This window comes from Sphingomonas sp. G-3-2-10 (assembly GCF_012927115.1).
Classification (GTDB): domain Bacteria; phylum Pseudomonadota; class Alphaproteobacteria; order Sphingomonadales; family Sphingomonadaceae; genus Sphingomonas.
In genome coordinates this window covers 387,542-398,892 of sequence record NZ_JABBFY010000001.1, presented here as the reverse complement: position 1 = coordinate 398,892, position 11,351 = coordinate 387,542, and the positions used below count along the sequence as shown (strand labels likewise).

The 11,351-nt window shown below is 64.9% G+C and carries 10 protein-coding genes and 1 tRNA gene; 4 read left to right on the top strand and 7 right to left on the bottom strand.

Annotated elements, in window-relative coordinates; genetic code table 11:
- Positions 1-10: 10 nt before the first annotated feature.
- Positions 11-1,687 carry a hypothetical protein gene (locus HHL13_RS02005; protein ID WP_206376820.1) on the bottom strand — a complete coding sequence of 559 codons (1,677 nt, stop codon included), beginning with the start codon at positions 1,685-1,687 and terminating at the stop codon, positions 11-13.
- A gap of 321 nt (positions 1,688-2,008) precedes the next feature.
- On the opposite strand from HHL13_RS02005, the gene HHL13_RS02000 reads away from it, so the two are divergent.
- Positions 2,009-3,115, top strand: coding sequence for a hypothetical protein (locus HHL13_RS02000; RefSeq protein WP_169554105.1), 1,107 nt, complete (start codon positions 2,009-2,011; stop codon positions 3,113-3,115).
- Between the two features lie 41 nt (positions 3,116-3,156).
- Here the strand turns inward: HHL13_RS02000 and HHL13_RS01995 are convergent.
- The 3 genes from HHL13_RS01995 to lon all read right to left on the bottom strand — a co-directional run bounded on the left by HHL13_RS01995 (position 3,157) and on the right by lon (position 6,260).
- Positions 3,157-3,231, bottom strand: a tRNA-Val gene (locus HHL13_RS01995).
- An 87-nt stretch (positions 3,232-3,318) separates the two neighbouring features.
- Positions 3,319-3,591 carry an HU family DNA-binding protein gene (locus tag HHL13_RS01990; RefSeq protein WP_169554104.1) on the bottom strand — a complete coding sequence of 91 codons (273 nt, stop codon included), beginning with the start codon at positions 3,589-3,591 and terminating at the stop codon, positions 3,319-3,321.
- Positions 3,592-3,803: 212 nt separating this feature from the next.
- Entirely contained in the window at positions 3,804-6,260 is a 2,457-nt protein-coding gene (gene lon / locus HHL13_RS01985) for an endopeptidase La (RefSeq protein WP_169554103.1), read from the bottom strand.
- Between the two features lie 88 nt (positions 6,261-6,348).
- On the opposite strand from lon, the gene HHL13_RS01980 reads away from it, so the two are divergent.
- Positions 6,349-8,058 carry a M1 family metallopeptidase gene (locus HHL13_RS01980; RefSeq protein WP_346775458.1) on the top strand — a complete coding sequence of 570 codons (1,710 nt, stop codon included), beginning with the start codon at positions 6,349-6,351 and terminating at the stop codon, positions 8,056-8,058.
- On the top strand, positions 8,055-9,107 hold the full coding sequence (locus HHL13_RS01975; RefSeq protein ID WP_169554102.1) for a serine hydrolase: 1,053 nt from the start codon (positions 8,055-8,057) through the stop codon (positions 9,105-9,107). Before HHL13_RS01980 ends, HHL13_RS01975 begins: the two co-directional genes overlap by 4 nt.
- Before the next feature lie 12 nt (positions 9,108-9,119).
- Here the strand turns inward: HHL13_RS01975 and HHL13_RS01970 are convergent, their stop codons facing one another.
- Complete coding sequence (locus HHL13_RS01970; protein WP_169554101.1) at positions 9,120-9,575, bottom strand: hypothetical protein; 456 nt, start codon at positions 9,573-9,575, stop codon at positions 9,120-9,122.
- A 133-nt stretch (positions 9,576-9,708) separates the two neighbouring features.
- Positions 9,709-9,867, bottom strand: a complete 159-nt coding sequence (locus tag HHL13_RS01965; protein ID WP_169553740.1) for a hypothetical protein — start codon at positions 9,865-9,867, stop codon at positions 9,709-9,711.
- On the opposite strand from HHL13_RS01965, the gene HHL13_RS01960 reads away from it, so the two are divergent.
- Positions 9,854-10,582 (top strand): cytosine permease, encoded by a 729-nt coding sequence (locus HHL13_RS01960; RefSeq protein WP_240953594.1) that lies wholly within the window; start codon positions 9,854-9,856, stop codon positions 10,580-10,582. The two genes, HHL13_RS01965 and HHL13_RS01960, sit on opposite strands and share 14 nt — an antisense overlap.
- Here the strand turns inward: HHL13_RS01960 and HHL13_RS01955 are convergent.
- The gene (locus HHL13_RS01955; protein WP_169554099.1) at positions 10,579-11,310 is read right to left on the bottom strand and encodes a hypothetical protein; all 732 of its coding nucleotides are present in this window, start codon (positions 11,308-11,310) and stop codon (positions 10,579-10,581) included. The genes HHL13_RS01960 and HHL13_RS01955 overlap by 4 nt on opposite strands.
- Between the last annotated feature and the right edge of the window lie 41 nt (positions 11,311-11,351).

The window sequence follows — 11,351 nt, the reverse complement described above, 5'->3', positions numbered from 1 at the left end:
AGTCGGTCGATTAGTTGACCGGCAGCGCGGTGCAGGCGCCGCTCGTCGCACCGAAGTTGATGCGGTTCGAGTTGCAGGTCCAACGCTGGAACCAGGTGGCGTTCGGATCACCCGCCGTCGGCGAGACCGCACCGAGATACGGCGCGTTGACGAAGAATGCCGCCAGGCCGGTCGCCGGAGCCGGATTGAAGTTCGCTGCGTTGGTCGCAGTGACTGCCGCCGGGCCGGTGCCGATCTGATACATGTTGACCAGCGCCGCGCCGATGGTGCCGCCGATCACGATGTTCGTGCTCGGCGCGTTCTCGACAACCGCCAGCTGCTCGGCGGTGGTGACCGAGACGCCGTTGACGGTGCTGGCGGCATACTTGTTGGTGCCGCAGGCGAAGTAGATCGAGTGGAACAGCGGCGGACCATATTCCTGCAGCGCACCCAGCGTGCCGGTGACCACCGGGCTGCTGGTCGACGGCGTCGAGTCAGCGGCGCGGATCGTGGTCTTGCCGCCGGCATCGGCGCCAGCGACGATGTTGAGGCACGCCTGCGGCGTTGTCACGATGCCGTTGACGAAGCGGCTGTCTGCGCCGCCGCGGATGCGGATCGCCGCATTGGTGCCGGTGGTGGTGTGAACGAAGGTGAAGTTGGCGATCTGGCCCCAGGTGCGCGGCAGTGCGTCTTCGCCATTGTTCGAGTCGATCTCGAGCATGTAATTGTCGCTCTGGGTGTTGGTCGGCTTCTGCACCGCGAGCAGAAACTGGACCTGACCGCGCCAGCCCACATCGTAATCCAGCGAGTCGTCGTCCGCGCCGGTGATCGCGATATGCTTCAGGTTGGTGCGGCCGCCGAAGATTTCGATGCCGTCGTCCGAACTGTTGTGGATCTGGACGTGATCGATCGCGGTGCCGTAGCCGGTGCCGCCCAGCGTCAGGCCCTGAAGCTCGACGCCTTCGGCCAGGATCGTGCCCGAGTAGCGGATCTGGACGTAGCGGAAGACGCCCGAGTTGTCGGCCGGCGCATCGCCGCCGTACAGCGCGGTGCCGGTGCCTTCGACGACGTTCTCGCAGTTCGCTGCGCCGCCGACGACGCCGCCGAGGTTGCAGTTCGAGATCGGCGCGCGGCCGGCGAGGATGATGCCGCCCCACTGACCCTGCGACTCGTCGGTCGCGGTGCCGCGCAGGTTCTGGCCCGAGGTGAAGATGATCGGTGCGGTTTCGGTGCCTTCCGCCAGCATGCGCGAGCCGCGGTTGACGATCAGATAGTCGTTATCGGCGTCGAGTTCGTTGGCGTAGAAGATCGCGCCCGGAGCAACGGTCAGGATCGCCGACTGGCCACCCGGTGCGGTGCCTGCGCCGCCGATGTCGATGCCCACATCGACGCGGCCGTTGATTTCATAGGCGACGCCCGGGAGCTTCGCGAGCGTCGTGGTGCCGGTGATCAGCGAAGGGATGCGGCAGCCGCGGAACGAACCGATGACACCGCGATCGATCGTGCCGCTGGGGCACGATGCTGCCGGCGTGCCCGGGGTCGGGGTGGGCGTGGGGCTCGGGGTCGGGGCAGCCGGGGTCGGCGCCGGGACAACGATCACACCCTCGCCAGGCGAAGCAACGCTGAGCGCGCCGTCGCAGCCCGAGAGCAAAGCGCCGCCGCAGCAGCTGGTCATGAGGATGAGGCTGAGACGCGTGAAGCTGGCCATAAAATCTCCGTTCCGGGTCGGGTGCCGGGCATGGGGTGGGGTCGTGCTGTGAAGCGCGACTCGGTGTTCCCCCTGCCGGTCGCAGGCCCCCGCTAGGGACGGCGCGTGACTCGACGGTGCGAGATCGAAGACTTTTGAGAGACGGTTCGATGACAGGTTCGTGACGCGGTTGCCGCGACGCAGCAAAGCGTCACGAAGCGGTCCCACCGGCGATTTGACGAAGAAAACGGCAATCGCAGCCATTTCGGTGTGATTTCGGCACGAGATCATTGCGCAGGCGGAACTTTAGATGCGAACCTTCGGGATAAACTCGGGGGAGGCATGGACGACAACCACAACGACGAACAGTTCGCCCTCGATCTGACTCACGTAGCCACGCCGGCGGAAGCAGCGACAGAAAACCCGATCCAGGAAGCAAGACGGCAGTTCCGCCCGTTCGGCAGCCGCGCGATCGGCATCGTCTTCGAGATATTCTCGGTGCTGACGGTACTGAGCTTCGCGCTGTCGGCGGCCATGCACGAAGCCGTCTTCCAGACGCGCGGCATGTCGTTTCTGGAAGTGGCCTCGACCGAAGACATTGTGCGCCAGGGGCTCGCCGCGCTGGTAACGATGCTCTGCTACATGCTCGTGTTCATGATCGCTGGACTGGTCATCGTCTTCCTGATCGCGATCTTCGACGGCGGCGCACGCGATCTTCTTCAGAACGCCTTGCCCTTCACCTTCATGCTGGTGCTCACCGTCTGCCTGCTGACCGCGCCCTGGCCTCCGACGCCGGTGCCGTCTTGGCGGACCCTGACGAACTTCGGTCTCATGTTGCCGCCAGCAGCGCTCATCTTCGTTCTGCGAATGCAGATCCAGCACCTCTGGCAACACAGCAAACTGGCCAGCTGGAAAGAAATTGGAAGCAACCTGCGCGAGGTTCAGCGTGCGATGTGGCGCCCCCTGCTCTACTCTGTGATCCCCGCCGCCGTCATAGTCGCGGGGCTCTCGACGATCCAGCGCTTGGGGATCATGGCGACCGACGGCGCCGGATTCGTACGATCGGTCAACGGACAGGATGTCGGCGGCAGATATTTCGTGCCGAAGCTGATCTGGGCCGGATCGCAGGCCGCGATCGTGCGGTGCGGCGGGCAGACGTTCATCGTCCGCGGCGCGCAGGATCTTGTCGTACGCCGCAACGACCCCGAACCTTCCAAGACCTCGGTGCTGGGAAGAATCTATCGGGAAATTGCCGGCCAGCAGGAATCCCCCAAGCAAATCCAGGCCGTTCGCGCTCCCGCGCGGCATCGCAATGTCGACAATTTCTGCTTCCCTCCGGCCCGGGAACGGCAAAAGGTCTTTTCGCTGGAGGAAGTGACCGCAAGCGAGCTCGCGCCGAAGTCTCCGCTCGCGCCGCCGGCGAATGCCTCCGCCCCACAACCGCGCTGACCAAAAAGCCCCGCCGGTCCTGCGACCTGCGGGGCTTGAAATGGTGGGCGCGACAGGGATTGAACCTGTGACCCCACCCGTGTGAAGGGTGTGCTCTACCGCTGAGCTACGCGCCCGGATCCGCGTGGCGGAAAAACCGGAAGCGGGCCTTTAGGCGGCGCGGGGCAGGCTGTCCAGCCCCTGAAACGCCACCAGACCCGATATCAGTTGACCGAGTCCTTCAGGCCCTTGCCGGCCTTGAACTTCGGCTGGTTCGACGCCTTGATCGTCATCTCTTCGCCGGTGCGCGGATTGCGGCCCGTGCTCGCCTTGCGCTTGCTGACCGAGAAGGTGCCGAAGCCAACCAGGCGAACTTCGTCGCCCTTCTTCAGCGCTGCCGAGATCGCGTCGAACACGGCCTCGACTGCCTTGCTCGCGTCACCCTTGCCCAGACCCGAGGTGTCGGCGACGGTGCCGATCAGTTCCTGCTTGTTCATTCCCGGAGAACCCCCTGTAATTGCGCTAAACTGTTAATGTTTATGAATGACTCGCGGCCTTTAGCCGGAAGGGCCAGTCAGCACGGGGCGGATACCGCTGTCAAAGGGAATCGGGCGGATTTTCGCCGTAAATGGCGAATTGATGACGTTGTTTCACTTCACCGCAGGAGCGCCAAATCCCCCTCCCGCCGAAGCGGGAGAGGGATGCGAACTCAGTGGCGCTGCGCGGATTCGATGCCCTGCACCGCCACCGGGGGCTGCGCCGCAAGTTCATCCGCATCGGTCCATTCGATCGACTGGAGCGGCTCGGTAAGCGCCAGTCGCAGCACCTCGTCGGCATGCTTCACCGGAATGATCTCCAGCCCCTCGCGGATGTTCGCGGGAATTTCGGCCAGATCCTTTTCATTCTCGTGCGGGATCAGCACGGTCTTGATGCCGCCGCGCAACGCCGCAAGCAGTTTCTCCTTCAGCCCGCCGATCGGCAGCACCCGGCCCCGCAGCGTGACTTCGCCGGTCATGGCGATGTCGCGACGCACCGGCACCCCGGTCATGGTCGAAACGATCGCCGTCACCAGCCCGATGCCCGCCGACGGCCCATCCTTGGGCACGGCGCCTTCGGGCAGATGGACGTGGATGTCCTTGCGCGCGAACAGGTTCGGCTTGATGCCATAGACCGGGGCGCGCGCACGGACGAAGCTGAACGCGGCCTCGACCGATTCCTTCATCACGTCGCCCAGCTTGCCGGTCGTCTTGATCGCGCCCTTGCCCTGCACAGTGACGCTTTCGATCGTCAGCAGCTCGCCGCCGACCTCGGTCCATGCGAGCCCGGTGACCGCACCGATCTGGTTCTCTTCCTCGCCCAAGCCGTGGCGATATTTCTGCACACCCGCGAATTCGGCGAGGTTATCCGGCGTGATCGTCACGCTCTCGACCTTGCCTTCGAGGATCTTGCGCAGCGCCTTGCGCGCCAGCTTGGCGATCTCGCGCTCCAGCGTACGGACGCCGGCTTCGCGGGTATATTGCTGGATCAGCGTGCGCAGGCCTTCGGTCGTGAGCGTGAATTCACCGGCCTTCAGCCCATGCGCCTCGACCTGCTTCTCGACCAGATGCCGCTCGGCGATCTCGACCTTCTCGTCCTCCGTGTACCCCTCCAGACGGATGATCTCCATGCGATCGAGCAGCGGCTGCGGCAGGTTCAGCGAGTTCGCGGTGCATACGAACATCACGTCCGAAAGATCGATGTCGATCTCCAGATAATGGTCGTTGAACTTGTTGTTCTGCTCCGGATCGAGCACCTCGAGCAGCGCCGAAGCGGGATCGCCTCGGAAGTCCTGACCCAGCTTGTCGATCTCGTCGAGCAGGAACAGCGGGTTGCTGGTCCCGGTCTTCTTCAGGTTCGACACGATCTTGCCCGGCAGCGAGCCGATATAGGTGCGCCGATGGCCGCGGATCTCGGCTTCGTCGCGCACGCCGCCCAGCGACTGGCGGATGAACTCGCGCCCGGTCGCCTTGGCGATGCTCTTGCCGAGCGAGGTCTTGCCTACGCCGGGAGGGCCGACGAGGCACAGGATCGGCCCCTTCAGCTTGTTGGTGCGCGCCTGGACCGCGAGATACTCGACGATCCGGTCCTTCACCTTCTCCAGCGCGTAATGATCCTCGTCCAGCACCGCCTGCGCGGCGGCGATGTCCTTCTTGATCTTCGACTTCTTGCCCCAAGGCAGGCCCAGCAGCACGTCGAGATAGTTGCGCACCACCGTCGCCTCGGCGCTCATCGGCGCCATCGTCTTGAGCTTCTTCAGCTCGGCAGTGGCCTTGGTGCGCGCCTCCTTCGACAGCTTCAGCGTCGCGATCTTCTGGGTCAGGTCGGCGATCTCGTCGCCATCGCCTTCCTCGCCCTCATTGCCCAGCTCGCGCTGGATCGCCTTGAGCTGTTCGTTGAGATAATATTCGCGCTGGGTCTTCTCCATCTGGCGCTTCACGCGGCTGCGGATCTTCTTCTCGACCTGCAGCACGCCCAGCTCGCCTTCCATGAAGGCGAACACCATCTCCAGGCGCTTCTGCGGATCGCTTTCGACCAGCAGCGCCTGCTTGTCGGAGACCTTCACGGCAATGTTGGCGGCGACCGCATCGGCGAGGCGCGACGGATCCTCCAGCTCGGACAGCTGGACCGCGGTCTCGGCCGGCAGCTTGCGGTTGAGCTTGGCGTAATTCTCGAACTGGTCGATCACCGAGCGCATCAGCGCCTTCAGCTCGGGGCTGAGGTCGTCCAGCGTCACCTTCGCGACTTCGCCGGCGAGTGCCGCATCGGCAGCCTCGAGGCTTGCGTCACCGGCTTCGACCGGCAGCACGGTCGCGGTCAGGAATGCGCCATCCTCGCTCAGCACGTCGAGCTTGCCGCGCTCCTTGCCCGAAACGAGCACGCGCACGGTGCCGTCCGGCAGCTTGAGCAGCTGGAGCACTTCGGCCGAGACGCCGGTGTCGTACAGGTCTTCGCGGCCGGGATCGTCCTCGCTCGGATCGAGCTGCGCGACGAGGAAAATTTCCTTGTCGTCGGCCATCGCCGCTTCGAGCGCGGCGACGGACTTGTCGCGGCCGACGAACAGCGGCACGATCATGTGCGGAAAGACGACGATGTCGCGAAGCGGCAGTACGGGATAGGATTGCTTCATGAAAACTCCGGTGAGCTCCAGATGGACCTCTTTGAGCACTATATGGGGTGCCGGGCGATTCCATCAATCTCGGCGATCCACTGAGGCGATGAAAGCTGTGAGCAGCGTGCTGGCGATGGCGCTGGTCGCCACCCCTGCCCTCGCCCCCCATGCCTTTGCCCAGCGCCCCGGCCAGCCGCCGATCAGCGCGCTGACGATGCGCACCGGCGGCGAGGTGGAGCCCGAGCGGATGGCGCTGCGGCTCGAACATGCCGATCTTGTCCTCAACGTGATGCCGGACGAGAAGAAGCTGGCGGGTGTCGCCACGCTGACGCTGACCACCGCGACCGCGCAGACGCGGCTGCTGATCGATCTCGACAAGAACTTCCCGGTCTCGGAGATCAGCGTCGATGGCCGCGCGCTCAACGCATCGGCATGGACCAATGCCGATGGCCGCCTCGAAATCCGCCTCGCCCGCCCGCTGCGGGCCGGCGCGAAGACCGTGCTGAAGATCACCTATGCCGGCACCCCGCACGTCGCGATCCGTGCGCCGTGGGACGATGGCATCGTCTGGTCGAAGACCCGCGACGGCAAGGCATGGGCCAGCACCACCGCGCAGGGCTATGGCTGCGACCTGTTCTGGCCGTGCCTCGATTTCCCGCAGGGCGAACCCGCCTCGGTCGACCTGCACATCACCGTGCCCGCAGGCCTATCTGCCCCTTCCAACGGCGTCCTGGTGAAAAAGGAGCAGCTCGCCGACGGGCGCACCACCTGGCACTGGCGCTCGGGCAGCGTGAACCCGTATCTCGTGTCGCTCAACGTCGGCCCCTACAAGGAGCTGACCAAGACCTATACCAGCCGCTTCGGCAACAAATTCCCGATGACCTACTGGTATCTGCCGGGCCGCGAGCGGCAGGCCGAGGGGCTGTTCGCCGAGTTCGCGCCGATCCTCGATTTCTTCGAAGCCAATGTCGGCCCCTATCCGTGGGGTAACGAGAAGATGGGTGTGGTCGAGACCCCGTATCTCGGCATGGAGCATCAGACGATCAACGCGTACGGCAACAATTATGTGAAGGACGCGACCGGCTTCGACTGGCTGCTCCAGCACGAATTCGCGCACGAATGGTTCGGCAACCAGATGACCGCCGCGCGCTGGGACGATTTCTGGCTGCACGAAGGCTATGCCCAGTACATGCAGCCGCTCTACGGCCGCTGGCGCGAGGGCGAGGCCCGCTATGCGATCATGATGGAGGAATTCCGCCTCACCATCGCCAACAGGCAACCGCTCGTCTCGGGCCGAAACCCGACCAGCGAGGAAGTATATCAGGACGAGAATGGCGGCCCCGGCAGCGACATCTACGTCAAGGGCGCCTGGGTGCTCCACACGCTGCGCAACACGATCGGCGACAAGGCGTTCTGGGAAGTCACACGCCGCGTCGTCTATGGCCGCCCCGATCCCGCCCCGGGCAATTTCAAGCCGCGCTTCAGCTCGACCGACGAGTTCGTCGAAGCGGTGAAGATCACCACGGGCAAGGATTATAGCTGGTTCTTCGACGTCTATCTGCGGCAGGCCGCTCTGCCCGAACTGATCCAGACGCGCGAAGGCGGCAAGCTGACGCTCAGCTGGAAGGCGCCCAACGGCAAGCCCTTCCCGCTGCCGGTGGAAGTGCAGGTGGACGGCAAGGTCCAGCTCGTCCCGATGGCCGGCGGCTCCGCGACGATCGACGTGCCCGCGGGCGCGCATGTGGTGGTCGATCCGGCGTCGCGGCTGCTCAAGCGCAGCGAAGCGGTGGAGGCGGTGCAGAAGGGCCGGCGGTGAGGCGCTTCGCGGCTGCCGTCGCGGCTTCCATATTGCTCGCGCCTCCGGTCGCAGCCCAGCGGCTCGATCTCTCCGCCATGTCGGCGCAGATCGAGGCCGGGCGCTATCGCAATATCGAGGGCATCCGCGTCCAGCGCGGCGGCGAAGTCCTGTTCGAAGCCAGCTATCGCGGCAACAACGCCGAGACGCGTGTCGATGCCCGATCGGCGGGCAAGTCGATCACCGCGATCGCGGTGGGCATGGCGATCGACGACGGCAAGATCGCCGGCGTCGATGCGCCCGCCTTCGCCTTCTTCAAGGACCGCGAGCCCTTCGCCAATGACGGGCCGCTCAAGCGCGGCATCACCATCCGCGATCTGCTCGCCATGTCCTCCGCGCTCGACTGCGACGACTGGACCGATGCCAGCCCGGGGAACGAAGAGCGGATGTACGACACGCGAGACTGGACGCGGTTCGCGCTCGATATCCCGCTGGCCGCCACCTATGCGCGCGCGCCCTCGGGCCTTGGCCGCTATTCCTACTGCACGGCGGGCGCGTTCCTGCTCGGCCGGATCGTCGAACGCGCGATGGGCGAGCGGTTCGACGCCTATGTCCAGCGGCGCCTGTTCGATCCGTTGGGCATCAACGGCGCCGTATGGGCGAAGTCTCCCACCGGAGAGGTCCAGTCCGGCGGGCAATTGAGCCTGCGCGTTCGCGACTTCGCGGCGATCGGCCAGTTGGCGATGGATGGCGGCACAGTGGGCGGAAAGCAGATCGTCTCGCGCCAGTGGCTGGGCGAGATGCTCCGCCCGCGGGCCAAGGCCACGCCGCTCGACGCCTATGGCTATCTCTGGTGGGTCCGCGACTGGCGCGAGCCGGGCAAGCCGAAACCGTGGCCGGGCTTCTACATGTCCGGAAACGGCGGCAACAAAATCCTGCTCTTCCCCGACCTGAAGACCGTCGTGGTGATCCTGAGCACCAACTATAACCGCCGCGACATGCACGAACTGACCGGTGCGCTGATCGAACAGCACATCCTGCCCGCGCTCGTCGCGGCGAATGGCGGCTGACCCGCCGGGGGATCAGACCGGCTTCAGCACCTTGGTCAGCACGAAGGCGAAGAAGACCTGCCACGGCGTGTAGATCCACAGCACCCGCATCATCCGACCCGCGAAGGTGCCGTCGTCGCCGATGCTGGCGAGATACATCTGCACGCCGAAACTGCCCGCCAGCGTCAGCAACAGCACGCTGAACAGCGAGAACACCACCGTCCCCGATCCGCCGCGCAACTGCCCGAGAACCGCCAGTAAGCCCAGCGAACCCGCCGCGCCCACCGCGCCGCCGATCGCGCCCGGCACCAGGCTGGGTCCCTGATATGCGTTCGCGGCAAGTTGCACCGCCAGATAGTGAATCGCGGCGAAGCCGATGACGAACGCCAGTATCCGCGCCCATGACCTCTGGTTTCGATCAGCGATCAGCAGCGGAAGCGCGAATAGCGGGATCAGCCAGATATTCGCATCTGGCAATCTCAAGAACATCGCGAGTGTTAGTGCGGATATATAGACGAGATGACCCAAGACGAGCCATTTTATAGTCTCGACTTCAGCTGGATCCAGTTCAAGATCGAATGGCGACCGAAACTCCGGGCGCTCTCCACTATATTGCAGGGTATCATCCAACATAGGACACCACCTCTACCTGTTTACTGACGTTATATTGCGCCTCATTGCCGAAGCGGTCAATCTCGGCCCGGCGCAAATCCCGTCCCTTGCGGTTACGCAACGATCGGGAGATGGTGCCGCGGGCGAAGAGGGGGATGACGCTCAACATCCCCGATTTCACCCGCTTCGCGCGCAGCCAGCGCGACCAGATTATCGGCCAGTCGATCGGCCTGCCGCCGATGATGGGCCTGATCGCCCTCGCCAGCGTCATCACCACTTCGGCGACGGTGGTGATCTATGGCGAAGCGATCTGGGACCCGGTGAAGCTTTCCGGCACCTTCGCCGGGCCGCTGGTGCTGCTCGGACTGGTGGTCATCAGCATCGACACCATCTCGTGCAACATCGCCGCGAACCTCGTTTCCTCGGCCTATGACTTCTCGTCGCTGTCGCCGAAGCGCATCTCGTACCGTACCGGGGGAATGATCACCGCGATCATCTGCATCCTGATCATGCCGTGGAAGCTGCTGGAGACCAGCGGCGGCTATATCTTCGTCTGGCTGGCCGGATACAGCGCACTGCTGGGGCCGATCGCAGGCATATTGATCGCCGACTATTGGCTGATCCGGAAGACCGAGCTGGACGTGGAAGCGCTGTACCGCACCGATGGGCGCTACACCTATCGCGGCGGCTGGAACCCGGTGGCGCTGATCGCCTTTGCCTGCGGCGTGCTGCCAAACCTGCCCGGCTTCCTCGCAATCGCCTTCCCCGGCAGCTTCGGCTGGATCGGCGAACCCTGGACCTCGATCTACACCTGGGCCTGGTTCGTCGGGCTGGGGCTGGCGCTGGCGATCTATACGCTGCTGATGCGTCGGCAGCCAGCCTAGGGCGGCGGCGGGACGGCAGCTTTCTTCGCCACGCGCGGCGGCCGCATCAGCCACGCCAGCGCGACGCTGAGCACGATCTGCCACGGCAGGTGGATGGTCTCGAACCACAGGATCAGCGCTTCGCGATCCTGCGTATCGGGGGTGTCCCCGGCGAAGACCATGCCCTGCGTCACGCCCAGCGCGCCGACCACGGTCAATGCGATCGTCGCAACGCCCATCGTGAGCAATTCGGCCTGCCGCCGCGCGGTGAGCCGCGTCAGATAGAGGAAGGTGAAAGCGAAGGTCGCGCCGGTCACCCCGCCCCACGCTCCGGTCAACAGATGAACCTTCAGCATATCGATGCCCGGGCGGAATACATGGTCCAGCGCAACCGACCAGGCGAGGAAGTTCGCCGCCACATGCGCGATCGGCAGCAGGAGCATGAAATAGATCAGCCGCCGGATCCGCCCCGGACGATGCATCAGCCGCAGCACCAGCGGCAGGCCGAACACCGGCGTCAGATACAGGCTGGGCCCGACGATCGGATAGGCCGCCTCGCTCGGGTTCGCCGTGATGAACACCAGCAGCAGCAATGCGTAGATCAGCGCCCCGGCCAGCAGCCATTTCAGCGAGATCGAGAAGCGTACCCCGCGATAGGGCGCGAACCAGGGCCTGGGTTCGGAACGCGCTGCATCGGGTGCCGCCGTCTCGGGCGCGGGTTCACCGGGCTGGATCGCGTCATCGCTCACGAAGCGCGAGCATAGCTCGTGCGCGGCCGGTTGCCAGTGAA